The 14,603-nt window shown below is 41.4% G+C and carries 15 protein-coding genes and 1 riboswitch; of the genes, 14 read left to right on the top strand and 1 reads right to left on the bottom strand.

The features are described 5' to 3' along the window. Positions 1-33: 33 nt before the first annotated feature. Both hxlA and A3M5_RS0110005 read left to right on the top strand, forming a co-directional pair. Entirely contained in the window at positions 34-663 is a 630-nt protein-coding gene (gene hxlA, locus A3M5_RS0110010; RefSeq protein ID WP_018393632.1) for a 3-hexulose-6-phosphate synthase, read from the top strand. 191 nt (positions 664-854) lie between these two features. Then, entirely contained in the window at positions 855-1,853 is a 999-nt protein-coding gene (locus A3M5_RS0110005; protein ID WP_018393631.1) for a heme-dependent oxidative N-demethylase family protein, read from the top strand. Positions 1,854-2,005: 152 nt separating this feature from the next. On the opposite strand, the gene sspL is transcribed toward A3M5_RS0110005, so the two are convergent. Next, complete coding sequence (sspL, locus tag A3M5_RS0110000) at positions 2,006-2,140, bottom strand: small, acid-soluble spore protein L (RefSeq protein WP_018393630.1); 135 nt, start codon at positions 2,138-2,140, stop codon at positions 2,006-2,008. 395 nt (positions 2,141-2,535) lie between these two features. After that, positions 2,536-2,723, top strand: a riboswitch (cobalamin riboswitch). A 139-nt stretch (positions 2,724-2,862) separates the two neighbouring features. Here sspL and A3M5_RS0109990 point away from each other — a divergent pair. From A3M5_RS0109990 to cobA, 12 genes are all read left to right on the top strand, one after another. Further along, the gene (locus tag A3M5_RS0109990; protein WP_018393629.1) at positions 2,863-3,228 is read left to right on the top strand and encodes a (2Fe-2S) ferredoxin domain-containing protein; all 366 of its coding nucleotides are present in this window, start codon (positions 2,863-2,865) and stop codon (positions 3,226-3,228) included. Positions 3,229-3,262: 34 nt separating this feature from the next. Beyond that, positions 3,263-4,921 carry a precorrin-3B C(17)-methyltransferase gene (gene cobJ, locus A3M5_RS0109985; RefSeq protein WP_018393628.1) on the top strand — a complete coding sequence of 553 codons (1,659 nt, stop codon included), beginning with the start codon at positions 3,263-3,265 and terminating at the stop codon, positions 4,919-4,921. Positions 4,922-4,942: 21 nt separating this feature from the next. Beyond that, positions 4,943-5,878, top strand: coding sequence for a sirohydrochlorin chelatase (locus tag A3M5_RS0109980; RefSeq protein ID WP_018393627.1), 936 nt, complete (start codon positions 4,943-4,945; stop codon positions 5,876-5,878). Continuing rightward, on the top strand, positions 5,875-6,645 hold the full coding sequence (gene cobK, locus A3M5_RS0109975) for a precorrin-6A reductase (RefSeq protein ID WP_018393626.1): 771 nt from the start codon (positions 5,875-5,877) through the stop codon (positions 6,643-6,645). The genes A3M5_RS0109980 and cobK overlap by 4 nt, the downstream gene beginning before the upstream one ends. Positions 6,646-6,657: 12 nt before the next feature. Then, on the top strand, positions 6,658-7,308 hold the full coding sequence (locus A3M5_RS0109970) for a precorrin-8X methylmutase (protein WP_018393625.1): 651 nt from the start codon (positions 6,658-6,660) through the stop codon (positions 7,306-7,308). Between the two features lie 4 nt (positions 7,309-7,312). Then, positions 7,313-8,446, top strand: a complete 1,134-nt coding sequence (locus A3M5_RS0109965; RefSeq protein WP_026221667.1) for a cobalt-precorrin-5B (C(1))-methyltransferase — start codon at positions 7,313-7,315, stop codon at positions 8,444-8,446. Further along, positions 8,409-9,623 carry a bifunctional cobalt-precorrin-7 (C(5))-methyltransferase/cobalt-precorrin-6B (C(15))-methyltransferase gene (locus A3M5_RS0109960; RefSeq protein WP_026221666.1) on the top strand — a complete coding sequence of 405 codons (1,215 nt, stop codon included), beginning with the start codon at positions 8,409-8,411 and terminating at the stop codon, positions 9,621-9,623. The genes A3M5_RS0109965 and A3M5_RS0109960 overlap by 38 nt, the downstream gene beginning before the upstream one ends. Continuing rightward, a complete protein-coding gene (gene cobI, locus A3M5_RS0109955) occupies positions 9,616-10,323 on the top strand; it encodes a precorrin-2 C(20)-methyltransferase (RefSeq protein WP_018393622.1) in 708 nt (235 codons plus the stop codon). Before A3M5_RS0109960 ends, cobI begins: the two co-directional genes overlap by 8 nt. After that, positions 10,320-11,099, top strand: a complete 780-nt coding sequence (gene cobM, locus A3M5_RS0109950) for a precorrin-4 C(11)-methyltransferase (RefSeq protein WP_018393621.1) — start codon at positions 10,320-10,322, stop codon at positions 11,097-11,099. Before cobI ends, cobM begins: the two co-directional genes overlap by 4 nt. Then, positions 11,099-12,220, top strand: coding sequence for a cobalt-precorrin 5A hydrolase (locus tag A3M5_RS0109945; RefSeq protein ID WP_026221665.1), 1,122 nt, complete (start codon positions 11,099-11,101; stop codon positions 12,218-12,220). The genes cobM and A3M5_RS0109945 overlap by 1 nt, the downstream gene beginning before the upstream one ends. A 173-nt stretch (positions 12,221-12,393) precedes the next feature. Beyond that, positions 12,394-13,773 (top strand): cobyrinic acid a,c-diamide synthase CobB, encoded by a 1,380-nt coding sequence (locus tag A3M5_RS0109940; protein ID WP_018393619.1) that lies wholly within the window; start codon positions 12,394-12,396, stop codon positions 13,771-13,773. Between the two features lie 39 nt (positions 13,774-13,812). Further along, entirely contained in the window at positions 13,813-14,589 is a 777-nt protein-coding gene (cobA, locus tag A3M5_RS0109935; protein WP_018393618.1) for a uroporphyrinogen-III C-methyltransferase, read from the top strand. Positions 14,590-14,603 lie beyond the last annotated feature (14 nt).

The raw sequence follows: 14,603 nt of genomic DNA, 5'->3' as shown, positions 1-14,603 counted from the left end.
ACTAACAAATCAATTAGAAGGAGTGACATATCCATGAAATTACAATTAGCACTTGATCTTGTCAACATCCCAGAAGGTATCGCTGTCGTTAAAGAAGTAGAACAATTCATTGATGTCGTTGAAATCGGCACACCAGTTGTTATTAACGAAGGCCTTCGTGCTGTAAAAGAAATGAAAGAAGCATTCCCTAACTTGACTGTTCTTGCGGACTTGAAAGTAATGGATGCAGGCGGTTACGAAGTAATGGTAGCCTCTCAAGCAGGCGCAGGTATCGTAACAGTTCTTGGCGCAACAGATGATGCAACAATCAAAGGTGCTGTAGAAGAAGCGAAAAAACACGGTTCTGAAATCTTGATCGACATGATCAACATTAAAGACCTTGCAAAACGCGCACAAGAAGTAGACGCACTTGGCGTAGATTACATCTGTGTGCATACAGGTTACGATCTTCAAGCTGCAGGTGAAACACCGTTTGAACAACTTAAAACAATCAAAAGTGTCGTGAAAAATGCGAAAACAGCTGTAGCAGGCGGCATTAAATTGGAGACACTTCCAGGTGTTATTGCAGCACAACCGGATCTTGTTATCGTAGGCGGCGGCATCACAGGTGCAGACGACAAAAAAGCAGTTGCGGCAGAAATGCAACGACTCATTAAAGGTTGAGTTACAGCTTAAATTTAAATATGAAATAATCAGCTTTATTAAAGCTGGCGTTTCGAAAAGTACTATCCACTGTAATTACAAAAAAATATACCGATAATGTAATGATAAGACATTCTATAAGGAGCTATTCCTTGTAGAATGTCTATCGTTTTCTAAAAAACACTTATATTTTATGAAGGAGGAAAAAAAGAATGGATAAAGCCACTCCTACCCCTGTAAAAGTCGTGAAAGTTCCAAATCGGCCTATAGCAGACCGTTTCCCATGGCCGTTTAAGGGAGACACGCATGACTTTTCTAATAATTCCAAACCACTAGAGCCCCCAATTATGCTTGATATTACTCCTGAATATGTTGAAGAAATCAAACTGAAAAGGGAACTTCTAGACACCAGAAAAGAGCAAACGTATCAATCTGCTCCGCATTCTTTTGAAGCACAATGGGAAATTTTAGAGATGACTATGGATGAAATGGCATCCATTTTTCCACACTATTTCAGTGTTGTTAAAAACGGAAATGAGTGGACATTCCAAAATCACATACTTGGGGAAGAACAATCTTTTACTTTCGGAGATAATTCAACTTTACCGTATGAGCCGTTAGACTTTATAGGCCGCCATGTTCAAGCAGATTTGATTTATCTTGCACAAAGAGATGGGGATCTGTACTTAGACGCCGGACAATTATGTTTTCCGGCCAACTGGTCGCTTAATTTCGATTTCGGGATGGATTTTATGTCTATTCATTTTCCTGTGCCATCACGTTTTACGACAAGCGGTTTAGCTGAGAAAATTCGTAATTTTATTATGAGAATGGAACCTGGAAAGCCGTGGACTCGATTTAACTGGACAGTGACTGTTGAGCCAATTCTTGATTCATCTCCTGAAGCATTTGATGAATGGGGAATAAAAAAAGATAACGTAACAAGTGAAAATGCAGGAGAATTGGTTTATTTCAGAGTAGAAGATCAAAAGCTCTTTCGACTTCCGCGCAGCAATGGAATTTTGTTTAGTATCCACACACATTTAATTAGACTAGATGAAATAGCTAAAAATCCTCAGTGGACGAAACAATTAAATAATATATTGGTTACTATGGCTGACGATATCACCGAATACAAAGGATTCTTATCTTATAAAGATAAATTAGTCACATATTTGGAAAACACGGTAGAAGAGACTTCTTCAAATTAATCAAATTGTTGTATTTGGATAGCGGGCTTCCTTAAAGATAGAGGCAATTGACGTAAAGAAGAAAAGCTAACTCGGTTACAATATTAATTTGTGGTTCGCTTGGACTGCAACTTAAAAATAGAAGCAATCGGCGATTCGCCGGTTGCTTCTATTTATTTTGTGTTTTTCTTTTTAGCTGCGTTTTCCAGTTTGCTTTTTGGCTCTTCAGCGAATTCCGTATCTCCGTAACCTTGAGGAGTTACACTAGGAGCTTTTTTGCCTCTATTACTTTTTTTGCTATTTCCCATCTTTCTCACCCCCATCTAGATACCACATCAATTGTTTTTAGCTCGAATTGTAGTATTTCCAAAAAGAATAAATATAATCCCTTTATTTTGCACTGAGGAGGGTAGTATTCTTTGTTAACACCGGTAGCCCGGGAGGGCGTATCTTTGAGGATCTAGTAACAATCTAAGAAGAAAAAGAAATAGTCCGCAAGATATATGGAACGAATTTCAGAAAAATTATAAAAATAGTTTGTTAAATAATTCATTTAATCCCTTTAAATTTGATCCATAAACACGTATAGTGAACATTCAAAGATTATTTATCTGTTTGAAATTTTGGAAAGGTATTATATGATAAGTATTGTATTATTATATTAAGTTAAGAAATATTGGATTTTTATACGGAAGAATGAAAATTAAATAATTAATTTAAAAGTGCCCGAAGCGTCATGCTCGGGATAATAGGGAAATCGGTGAAAGTCCGATGCAGCCCCCGCTACTGTAACGCTGATGAAATTGTCAAAACCACTGGTTTAAAAACTGGGAAGGGACAAGAGTAAATAGAAGCGTAAGCCAGGAGACCTGCTTTTAAATGAAAGTAATACTTTTCGGAGGGAAGGGTAGAGGCGATACAGTATATGGAGATGCATTTTATGCTATTTCATTTTATTGAGCTTCTTAAAAAACCTTAACTCAAAGAGTTAAGGTTTTTTTATTCCCTTCTACGATACAGGAGGTAACATATGACAACATGGAATTTAAAAGGGACAAAGTCTCATCTGTTCATCTGCAACGGAAGTAGTTGTATGAGAAAGGGCGGCGAAGAAGTGACGCAAGCTGTTCGTGATGAAATTGGTTTACTAGGGTTAGATGAAGAGGTTCATACGACAAGAACTCGTTGTAACGGAAGATGTAAAGATGCTTGTGTTGTCATTGCTTATCCAGAGGGTACTTGGTATCGAGTAGATTCACCTGAAATTGGTCGCCAAATTGTTCGGGATATGCACGAACCTATTCTTGAAACGCATAAAGTGTATCAATTTGTGAATGGAGAAATGTCGCCTAATCCAGCTGCTTCCGCTCTTGTAGGGATTTCAAAGAAAAAGTAGAATCCTGTTACAAATTATGAAAGGAGATGTTTGTATGGAACAAAAAGGGAAACTATTTGTTGTTGGATTTGGTCCAGGAGACTTTAAACATATTACGACGCGGGCTGTAGAAGCGCTTCAAGAAAGTGATTTCATTATTGGTTACAAAACGTATGTGGAATTGATTCAAGACTTATTGACAGATCAAGCGGTTATCAGTACGGGAATGACCGAAGAAGTATCGAGAGCACAAGAAGCAGTAAAACAAGCGGAAAATGGCAAGAAAGTGGCGGTCATTTCAAGTGGTGATGCAGGGGTTTATGGAATGGCAGGTCTTGTGTATGAGGTTTTGATTGAAAAGGGCTGGAAAGAAGCAACAGGTGTTGAAATCGAAATTATTCCGGGCATTTCAGCGATTAACTCTTGTGCATCGTTGCTGGGTGCACCTATTATGCATGATTCTTGTACAATTAGCCTTAGTGATCACTTAACACCGTGGGATCTTATTGCCAAACGAGTTGAAGCAGCGGCACAGGCCGATTTTGTCATTGCGCTTTATAATCCACGCAGTGGTCGGCGAACAAGACAAATTGTTGAAACACAGAGAATTCTACTTAAATATCGTTCACCAGAAACACCAGTAGGGCTAGTGAAAAGTGCATATCGTGAGCGTCAGGATATTGTGATTACGAATCTAGCGGAAATGTTGAATCATGATATTGGTATGCTCACAACCGTTGTGATTGGGAATTCATCGACGTTCTTATATGACAATAAAATGATTACGCCTCGTGGCTATCAAAGAAAGTATACGCTGAATGCAGAAAAGCAACCATTGAAACCGCATCAACGTTTACAAAAAGAAGCAGAACCATGGGCGATGGATCAAGAAACGGGCCTAACACAAGGCTCTTATGAGGAAGCGGCTGTCGGTTTGTTGACGAAAGCGCCTGCGCCTGAGAAAAAGAGTACATCTTTTGAAATAGCGATGGAAGCTTTGTCGAGAGTGTCTGGTCAAAGCGCTGCGCAGTCTATCACTCCACCATTAGTTCAACAAAAAATGGAATCGTTGTTTGAACTAGCTGTTAGTCCGGGTGTGGCGAATAAGCAATTTACACCAAGGCAAATGATGATGCTCGCGGAAGTTGTTGGTGAAAAAGGAACGATGGAATACACGCCGAATCACAAAATTATTTTAAAAATTCCAACAACTGAACCAGATAGAATTACGGAAAAGTTGCAATCAGTTGGCTTCTTACTGTCTCCAATCGGCGATGTTGTTACGCTGAAAGCATGCGACTTTTGTGATGGTGAAAAAGCAGAATCGATTCCTTACGCGGATGAAATACAGCATGTGCTTGGTGGAATCGAGATACCGAAGGAGCTTAACATCGGGTTTAACGGATGCGGCATGGCTTGTTATACGGCAGTAAGTGATGATATTGGAATCGTCTTCCGTAAAGGGAAATTTGATTTATTTTTAGGAGCAAAGCCGGTCGGTCGAACCGCTCATCCGGGCCAGCCAGTTGAGGAAGGAATCGAACCAGGTCGTCTCGTCGAATTAATTACGAATATCGTTGAGGAATACAAACAAAACGCGCATCCAAATGAACGACTATTTAAATATTTCAAGCGAGTGAAAAAGATTCAAGGCTATCAATATCAAGATATGGCGCCAAAAATTAAAATAGAGCCAGCACCGTGCGGAGATTAATAAAGAGGGGGAAAATGACGAATGAAAGCAGTATTATTTGTTGGACATGGAAGCCGATTAGAAGCTGGGAATAAAGAAGTGAGGGCGTTTATTGAACAATTAATCCCTACGATGGATGATCGCTTACTCATTGAAACATGTTTCCTTGAATTTGCATCGCCTACTATTTCACAAGGGATTGACAATTGTGTAAACAGAGGGGCTACAGAAGTGATTGTCATTCCAATTATTTTGCTGCATGCAGGTCATTCAAAACTGCATATTCCAGCTGAAGTCGAGGATGGTAAGACGAAGTATCCAGATGTTCAATTTACATATGGACAAACGATTGGTGTTCATCAAGAAGTATTATCGATTTTAACGGATCGTCTTGAGGAAGTAGGTTTGGATACGTCTGCTGAACATACTGACACGGCTATTTTGTTAATTGGTCGTGGTGGCAGTCACGCGGATGCGAATAGTGATTTTTATAAAATCTCCCGTTTGCTTTGGGAAAAGTTAAATGTTAAATGGGTCGAAAGTGCTTTCATGGGTGTGACGGCTCCACTAGTGGATGAAGGAATCGAACGTTGTATAAAGCTTGGTGCAAAAAAAGTGGTGATGTTACCGTACTTCCTGTTTACTGGCATTTTAATGGAGCGAATGGAGAAGATGGTGTCGGGCTATCAACAGCAATATCCCGAGCAGGAATTTGTCTTAGCTGAATACTTTGGCTACCATCCGAAACTACAAACGATCTTGAAAGAACGTGTAACGGAAGCGATCGAAGGAAAATCGAGTGGAGCTCGTGATTTAGAAAACTATCGTTTATTTGCGGAGGAGCATGGTCACGCACATCATCACCATCATGACCATGATCACGACCACGACCACGACCATCATGACCACGACCACGATCATGATCATCATCACGACCACGACCATGATCATGTCCACGAGGTGGAGAAGTCAAAATGATTTTGTTCTTGGCAGGCACAAGTGATGCGAGGGAATTAGCGATTGAAATGAAGCAGACGGGTTTGCAAGTTTTGGCAACAGTAGTGACGGAACCAGCAGCGAAAAGTTTGCAGGATGCGGGAATAGACACTCAAATTGGGCGGCTAACGGCAGTTGATATGGCGTCGCTCATTGTTGAAAAAGGATTTCAAGCGGTCGTCGATGCAAGTCACCCGTTTGCTGAAGAAGCTTCGAAAAATGCACTTCAAGGAGCGAAAGAAGCGAATGTTCCTTACATTCGCTATGAACGAGAAAGTCAACGGTTCCAAGATGATAAATTAATTCTTGTTAATGATTATGCTGAAGCAGCCAAGCTTGCTGCAACAAAGCGGGGCGTTATCATGCTGACAACAGGTAGTAAAACGTTAGAGATTTTTGCAAAAGAATTAGTGGGTCTTGAGGATACTAGACTCATTGCGAGAATGCTGCCGCGTATCGATAATATGGAAAAATGCGCGGAACTTGGCGTTGAACAAAAAAATATCGTCGCGATTCAAGGTCCGTTTTCAAAGGAGTTAAATAAAGCACTTTACAAACAATATAATGTCACCTTGATGATTACGAAGGAAAGTGGCAAAGTCGGTTCGGTTGATGAGAAGCTGGAAGCCGCTTTGGAATGTGGCATTGAAACGATTATGATTGCTCGTCCAAACATCAACTATCAAAATGTGCATTCTAACTTTGAAGATGTGATTAGCGATGTGCAGCAACAATTAAACAACAATTAGGAGGAAGATACGATGGATTTCAAAACAGATTTCAAACCATTAACAGTTGATCCTGACAAAATTTATGACTATAGTTTTGCCATCATTGCGGAAGAAATGGGGCCACATGATTTTACAGAAGACGAATGGAAAATTGTCCGCCGTATTATCCATGCGTCAGCAGACTTCGAATTAGGAAAAAGTGTGATCATTCACCCCGATGCCATTAAAGCTGGGGTAGAAGCGATTCGTAAAGGAAGACATGTGATTGCTGACGTGCAAATGATTGAAAGTGGAACTGGGAAAAAACGTTTCGAAAAGCATGGTGGGGATCTGCATTGTTATATTGCAGACGAAGATGTAACGATTGAAGCTAAACGCCAAAACACGACAAGAGCAATTATTTCGATGCAAAAAGCTGTACGTGAAAACGAAGGTGGCATTTATGCAATCGGGAATGCACCAACAGCTCTATTAGAACTTATTCGTTTGATTAAAGAAGGAATAGCTAAGCCGGATTTGATTATTGGAATGCCTGTAGGCTTTGTTTCTGCGGCAGAATCAAAAGAGGAGCTAGCTAAAATTACGGAAGTTCCTTTCATCACGAATGTTGGGCGGAAAGGTGGAAGTACCGTTACAGTAGCAGCGTTAAATGCGATTTCTCTTTTAGCTGATCAGGTATAAAATCATGCAAAAGAAAGCCAAGAAGGACCCATCTGAAATGAGACATGGCTATACAACAGGGGCCTGTTCAACAGCCGTAACGAAGGCAGCTTTAACAGCTTTAATTACCGGTGAAGAGCAAGAAAATGCGACCATTCATCTACCTGTTGGACGTGACGCTACTTTTACAATAGAAAAATGTGAAATCACGAAAGACTCAGTGAGTTGTGAAACGATTAAAGATGCTGGTGATGATCCGGATGCGACTCATCAAGCACTTATTATTTCTACAGTGAGTTGGTTGGATACACCAGGCATTATTTTGGACGGAGGAGTCGGTGTTGGTCGTGTGACCAAGCCGGGTCTTCCTGTTCCAGTCGGTGAAGCGGCGATTAACCCAGTGCCGCGAAAAATGATATTAACCACTGTTCAACAGACGTTAGAAGAGTTTCAGATTAATAGAGGTGTGAAAGTCGTTATTTCTGTTCCGGCTGGTGAAGAAATTGCGAAGAAAACATTAAACGGCCGACTAGGAATTATAGGTGGCATCTCGATTTTAGGGACAAGAGGCACCGTAGTTCCTTTTTCTAGTTCTGCCTATATGGCAAGTATTGTGCAAGCGATAAGCGTTGCCAAGGCAAGTGGCTGTGAGCATCTCGTCTTAACGACAGGTGGCCGCAGTGAGAAATATGCGATGGGGTTACTTCCTGATTTACAAGAGGAAGCTTTTATTGAAATGGGTGATTTTGTCGGCTTCTCATTAAAGCAATGCAAAAAACAAGGAATCAAAAAAGTCACACTTGTTGGGATGATGGGGAAATTTTCAAAAGTTGCGCAAGGCGTCATGATGGTTCATTCGAAAAGTGCGCCAATTAATTTTGACTTTCTCGCGGAGCTGGCACGCGATGTTGGTGCTAGTGAAGAGCTTGTAGAAGAAGTGGTGAGTGCGAATACCGCTTCTCAGGTCGGCGAGCTTCTGTCTGAGAAAGGTCATGATGCATTCTTTGATCATCTTTGTGAAGCTTGCTGCTACTCGTCACTCCACCATATCAAGGGTGGAATAGAAATGGGAACGGCGATTTATTCAATGAAGGGACAATTATTAGGAAGGACTGTTGGTATTGACTCAATCGATGAAATTAATTGGGATCGGGGATAACGGTCAAGAAAGCTTGTTGCCACAATATGCCGAGTGGATTGAAGAAAGCGAAGTGCTTATTGGTGGTGAGAGGGTGTTATCTTTCTTCCCGAATTATCAAGGAGAGAAGGTCGTCGTGAAGGGTGGTTTAAAAGCGATTGTTGAGCGATTGCAAAAAGAAACGCGTCCAACTGTTGTTTTAGCTTCAGGCGATCCGCTTTATTACGGGATTGGTGGCTATCTTTCTAGCAAAATGAATATAGAAGTGTATCCATATTTAAGTTCTGTCCAACTTGCTTTTTCAAAAATGGGCGAAAGCTGGCAAGATGCTTATTTAGTCAGTGTTCATGGTCGAAGTATAAAAGGATTGGCACAGCGAATAGATGGTAAAGCAAAAGTGGCGTTACTCACGGATGAAGAGAATAGTCCTAATCGTATTGCCGAATATCTTCTTTCTTTCGGTATGACGGAGTACCGCGCATTTGTCGCGGAAAACTTGCAGGGGGAAAACGAAAAGGTAGGCTGGTATGAACTCGAAGAAATGGTTAATCATGAGTTTTCTTCGTTAAATGTTGTGATTTTGAAAAAAGTAGCCGATGGACCAAATTGGACGCTAGGTATTGATGATGAGGAGTTTTCACAACGTAAGCCAGACAAAGGATTAATTACGAAAAAGGAAATTCGTGTGTTAAGCCTTTACGCATTAAACCTGCAGAAAGATAGTGTTGTTTGGGATGTTGGAACGTGTACAGGTTCGATGGCGATTGAAGCAGCGAAACTGGCTCCAGAAGGGCACGTTTTTGCGATTGAAAAGAACGAACCAGATTTAGACAATTGTTTTCAAAATCAACGCAAGTTTCGTACTGATTTAACGGCGATTCATGGAAAAGCACCGCACGGGTTAGAAACTTTCCCTGATCCGGATGCGATTTTCATCGGAGGAACCGGTGGCGAAATGGTCGATTTGATCCAAACATGCTGTCATCGCTTGAAAGAAGGCGGACGAATTGTTCTCAATGCAGCTACGATTGAGAACTTGTACCGGGCGAATGAAGCTTTTGCACAAGCTGGCTTTCAAACGTCGATCATGCATGCACAAATTTCACGGAGCAAGCCTATCTTAGGGATGAATCGTTTTGTTCCACTTAATCCAATTTATATTATTACGGCACAACGAAAGGAAGTCACGAATGAGTAATCTCGGCACATTATACGGTCTTGGCGTTGGTCCAGGAGATCCAGAGTTAATTACAGTTAAAGCGTTTCGCGTTATTCAAGAGTCACCTGTTATTGCCTATCCACGAAAACGTAAAGGCAGTAAGAGCTATGCGCATCGAATTGTTGAAGTATATATTCGTCCTGAAGAGAAGGAAATGCTTGGCCTTGTTTTTCCAATGACGAAAGACCAAACAATTTTAGATCGTGAATGGAATGGGACGGTCGAGAAGGTTTGGCAAAAGTTGAATGAAGGGAAAGACGTTGCTTTCGTTACAGAAGGTGACCCGCTTTTATACAGTACGTTTATTCATATGATGAAATTAATGCAAAAATTGCACCCGGAAGTGGAGATTAAAACCGTACCTGGAATTTCATCCTTTAACGGTTCAGCTTCAAGGCTCGGTATTGCTTTAGCGGATGGCGATGATCATGTTGCGATTGTTCCCGCTCGCGATGACTACGAAGAAATGAAAAAAGCCATTGAAGATCATGACGCTGTCGTGTTTATTAAAGTGGCTAAAGTGATTGATTTAATGATTACCGTTTTAAAAGATTTAGATCTTTTAGATAAAGCATCTGTTGTTACGAAGGTTACGTCTGACGAAGAAGTAATTTGGAAGGTCAGTGAGCTAGAAGGAGCTGAGCTTGAATACTTAACATTAATGGTGGTGAGAAAATGAAGAAGATTTATATAGTAGGAGCGGGCCCGGGAGATCCGGATTTAATTACGGTTAAAGGTTTACATATTCTTCAAACGGCAGACGTTGTTTTATATACAGATTCATTAGTAAATGAAGAATTAATTGCAAAGGCAAAACCTGAAGCAGAAGTGTTAAAAACAGCTGGCATGCATTTAGAAGAAATGGTGAATGTCATGGTGGAACGTGTAAATGCAGGTAAAATGGTCGCTCGTATTCATACAGGAGATCCTGCGATGTATGGGGCGATTATGGAACAAATTGCTCTTTTGAAAAAGGAGGAAATCGGTTATGAAGTGATTCCGGGGGTGAGTTCCGTATTTGCTTCTGCTGCGGCAATCGGTGCGGAGCTGACGATTCCAGATTTAACCCAAACACTTATTTTAACAAGAGCCGAAGGACGGACACCTGTTCCAGAATTCGAGAAGTTAAAAGACCTTGCAAGTCATCATTGTACAATCGCTCTTTTCTTAAGCGCAACATTAACGAAGAAAATTGTGAAAGAACTGCAAGCTGCTGGTTGGAAAGACGAAACACCTGTTGCAGTTATTCAGCGGGCATCATGGCCAGATCAAAAAATTGTCCGCACAACATTGGTAAATCTAGATGAAGATATGCGGAAAAATGGGATTCGCAAACATGCGATGATCTTGGCAGGATGGGCATTAGATCCAACTATTCATGAGAAAGATGAATATCGCTCGAAATTATATGATGCGAGCTTTACACACGGATTTCGTAAAGGGATAAAATCATGATGATTGAATTGCAAGAAGGAATACAGCCGTCTGTTGTCCAAAAAAATTCCTATGCAATTGTAGCGATTACGAAGCATGGTGTTGAACTATCCCGCCGTCTACATACAGTGTTTACTCATTCAGATTTGTATTATATGAGTAAGTTTGAAAAAGGCGATGAAGAGCATAAGCATATTCAGCTTTTTTCAGGAAGCGTGCGGATGTTACTGCCCACGCTTTTCAGGCAATATAAAGGCATTATTATGATTATTTCTCTCGGTGCCGTTGTGAGAATGATTGCTCCGATTTTAAAAGATAAAAAAACGGATCCTGGTGTTGTCGTTATTGATGATCGAGGAGAAAATGTAATTAGCGTATTATCCGGACATCTAGGTGGTGCAAATGAGCTTACTCACGAAGTAGCAGCCGCTTTGGATGCAAGAGCGATTATCACGACCGCTTCAGATGTTCAAAAAACGATTCCTGTCGATTTATTTGGCTCTCGCTTCGGTTGGGTATGGGATTCAGCAGAAAAACTAACACCTGTAAGCGCGTCGGTTGTGAATGAAGAGCATGTCGCGATTGTTCAAGAATCAGGAGAACCCAATTGGTGGATGTATGATAGACCACTTCCAGAGCAAATTATCAGCTATCCTTCTATTGCTAAAGCGATCCAAGCAAAACCAAAAGCCGCTTTAATTGTTACGCATCGTTTGTTAGCGAAAGAAGAAGAAGTGATTTTGGAAAATGGGATTGTGTTTCGACCAAAAACGGTTGTGATTGGCATGGGATGCAATCGCGGAACCTCAGCAGAAGAAATTGAGCAAGTCATTCTCGATACACTCATTGAACTGAATATTTCTATTAAAAGCGTGAAGGCACTTTGTACGATTGATTTGAAAAAAGACGAAGTAGGCTTGCTTGAAGTCGTAGAGAAGTACGGCTGGGAATTTGTCTATTATCCGCCGGCTGAATTAAACACAGCAGCTATTGAAGCACCATCTGATACCGTGTTTAAATACACAGGCGCTTATGGAGTCAGTGAACCGGCTGTTCGCTTATATTCAGGAGCCAAGCAACTTGAGCTCGTTAAGAAAAAATCAGGCAATGTCACGATTTCTGTCGGTGTCATTCCTTTTTAACAAACAAGAGATCATGAAATTTTCGAGGCGTTTTGGTGTCTAGCTCCAGGCGCCATCGGCTTGAGGTCATAAGCTAATCGCTTCGGAAGGCAAAAGCACCTTCTGTCAGCGTTCATCTTATGCTTGTCGCCGATTACGGGCACCTTGCGCTTTTCTTAAACGGAGGAAACGGTATGAGTACAAGAAGATTAGTCATTGCTGGGACTGGCAGTGGGGTCGGTAAAACGACGTGTACAATCGGCATTATGGCCGCGTTGCAACAAAAAGGCTATACCGTACAAGGGTTTAAATGTGGACCGGACTATATTGACCCTTCTTATCATACGGCTGTTACGGGCAGAGTTTCGAGAAATTTAGATAGCTGGATGTTTGAGCATGGTACTGTACGTGAGATGGTTGCACGAGCAAGCGAGGGTGCTGATATTTCAATCATTGAAGGTGTAATGGGCTTCTATGATGGGAAAAGTCCATTAGAGAATACAGGCTCAACGGCTGAAATTAGCATGATTACGGAAAGCCCAGTACTGCTTATTGTGAATTGTGCTAGCATGGCGCGCAGCGCAGCGGCTATCGTTAAAGGTTTTCAAACGTTGGCGACCGGTCCAAACATTGTTGGAGTGATTGCGAATCAAGTCGGTAGCGTTGGGCATTACAATATTGTGAAAGCAGCCATTGAGCAAGAATGTGCTGTGCCAGTGCTTGGCTATATGAAACGGGAGCAAGATATTGATATTCCTAGTCGCCATTTAGGGTTAATTCCAGCCATTGAACGAGGTGAACTTAATCCGTTTTTTGGAAGACTCGCAAATCTAATTTCGGAAACAATTGATGTGGATCGACTATATGAATTAGCAGAAACGACGGAAATGACGAATGAGTCTTCAGGTTTATTTGAACAACGTGAAGATCAAGGTGTTTACATCGCTGTTGCCAAAGATGCGGCGTTCAATTTCTACTATCAAGAAAACCTTGAATTATTAGAAGCATACGGGGCGAAACTGACGTATTTTTCTCCATTAGAAGGTGAGGAAATTCCTTCTGAAGCGGATGGTTTATACATAGGGGGAGGTTTTCCCGAAGAGTTTGCGGCTGAGTTAGCGCGTCATGAACGTTCAAAAGGGTCGATTCGAACTGCGATTACGAACGGTTTGCCGACGCTCGCTGAATGTGGAGGCTTTATGTATTTAACAGAGTCGATTGCTGATACAGCAGGTGTTGAGTATCCGATGATTGGACTGATTCCAGGGAAAATTATGATGCAGAAGAAACTAGCTGCTCTTGGCTATCGTGAAATATTCGGAACAGAAGGGAATTTCTTAATTGATCCGAATCAACAAGCGAAAGGCCATGAGTTCCACTATTCTACATATGAACGAGCTGAAGGTTTGCCATATGCGTATGAAACAAAAGGGCGTTTTGGTAAGAAGCAAGAAGGATATTTGAAAGGAAATCTTGTTGCCGGTTATACTCATTTTCACTTCGCTTCTAATCCGGGGCTTGTTGAACGTTGGATTACGGCATGTGTCAACTATAAGCAGAAGGCATCGAAGTAAACATGGTTTACTTGAATCATTGAAAAGGGGGATTACGCGATGAAAAAAGGAAAAGTCTATTTAGTCGGTGCAGGACCAGGTGATCCAAAGCTATTGACGGTTTATGGGCTCGAATGTATTCAAACATCGGATGTAATTGCCTACGATAGGCTCGTTAATCCGAAATTATTAGAATATGCAAAAGAAGGTGCTGAGCTAGTCTTTTGTGGGAAATCACCAGGGAGACATCATCTCATTCAAGATGAAATACATACACTTTTAGTGGATAAAGCGATGGAAGGTAAAACGGTGACCCGTTTAAAAGGGGGAGATCCGTGTGTGTTCGGACGTGTTGGGGAGGAAGCAGAAGTGCTGGCTGAACACGGAATCGAATATGAAATTGTTCCTGGCGTGACGGCAGGGATTGCAGCACCAGCGTATGCGGGTATTCCTGTGACACATCGTGATCATGCCTCAAGCTTTGCTATTGTAACGGGCCACGGCCGTGATAGCAAAGGGGAGGATCATCTCAATTGGCCAGCACTTGCAACGGGTATCGATACAGTTGCTTTTTACATGGGCGTTGGCAACTTAGAATATATTTGCAAACAACTGATTGCGAATGGAAGACAGGCGACAACACCAGTTGCGGTCATTGAATGGGGAACAACGGAAAAACAAAGAACGCTTACTGGAAATCTTCAAACGATTCATGAATTAGTAATAGAGGAGAACATCCAAAACCCGGCAATGGTACTCGTAGGTAAGGTTGTCCAATTACGTGAAAAAATAAAATGGTACGAAAAAATGCTAGAAGCAGAAACCATTACGACCTGAAAAAGGAGAGATAA

The organism is Bacillus sp. 37MA, assembly GCF_000372765.1.
GTDB classification, from domain to species: Bacteria; Bacillota; Bacilli; order Bacillales; family Domibacillaceae; genus Domibacillus; species Domibacillus aminovorans.
Note: the sequence above shows the minus strand (reverse complement) of the source record. Positions and strands in the feature narration are given on the sequence as shown.

Excerpts from the sequence above, each read along its gene's own strand:
- hxlA (WP_018393632.1), top strand. The coding sequence starts at position 34 with ATGAAATTACAATTAGCACTTGATCTTGTCAACATCCCAGAAGGTATC.
- A3M5_RS0110005 (WP_018393631.1), top strand. The coding sequence starts at position 855 with ATGGATAAAGCCACTCCTACCCCTGTAAAAGTCGTGAAAGTTCCAAAT.
- sspL (WP_018393630.1), bottom strand. The coding sequence starts at position 2,140 with ATGGGAAATAGCAAAAAAAGTAATAGAGGCAAAAAAGCTCCTAGTGTA.
- A3M5_RS0109990 (WP_018393629.1), top strand. The coding sequence starts at position 2,863 with ATGACAACATGGAATTTAAAAGGGACAAAGTCTCATCTGTTCATCTGC.
- cobJ (WP_018393628.1), top strand. The coding sequence starts at position 3,263 with ATGGAACAAAAAGGGAAACTATTTGTTGTTGGATTTGGTCCAGGAGAC.
- A3M5_RS0109980 (WP_018393627.1), top strand. The coding sequence starts at position 4,943 with ATGAAAGCAGTATTATTTGTTGGACATGGAAGCCGATTAGAAGCTGGG.
- cobK (WP_018393626.1), top strand. The coding sequence starts at position 5,875 with ATGATTTTGTTCTTGGCAGGCACAAGTGATGCGAGGGAATTAGCGATT.
- A3M5_RS0109970 (WP_018393625.1), top strand. The coding sequence starts at position 6,658 with ATGGATTTCAAAACAGATTTCAAACCATTAACAGTTGATCCTGACAAA.
- A3M5_RS0109965 (WP_026221667.1), top strand. The coding sequence starts at position 7,313 with ATGCAAAAGAAAGCCAAGAAGGACCCATCTGAAATGAGACATGGCTAT.
- cobI (WP_018393622.1), top strand. The coding sequence starts at position 9,616 with ATGAGTAATCTCGGCACATTATACGGTCTTGGCGTTGGTCCAGGAGAT.
- cobM (WP_018393621.1), top strand. The coding sequence starts at position 10,320 with ATGAAGAAGATTTATATAGTAGGAGCGGGCCCGGGAGATCCGGATTTA.
- A3M5_RS0109945 (WP_026221665.1), top strand. The coding sequence starts at position 11,099 with ATGATTGAATTGCAAGAAGGAATACAGCCGTCTGTTGTCCAAAAAAAT.
- A3M5_RS0109940 (WP_018393619.1), top strand. The coding sequence starts at position 12,394 with ATGAGTACAAGAAGATTAGTCATTGCTGGGACTGGCAGTGGGGTCGGT.
- cobA (WP_018393618.1), top strand. The coding sequence starts at position 13,813 with ATGAAAAAAGGAAAAGTCTATTTAGTCGGTGCAGGACCAGGTGATCCA.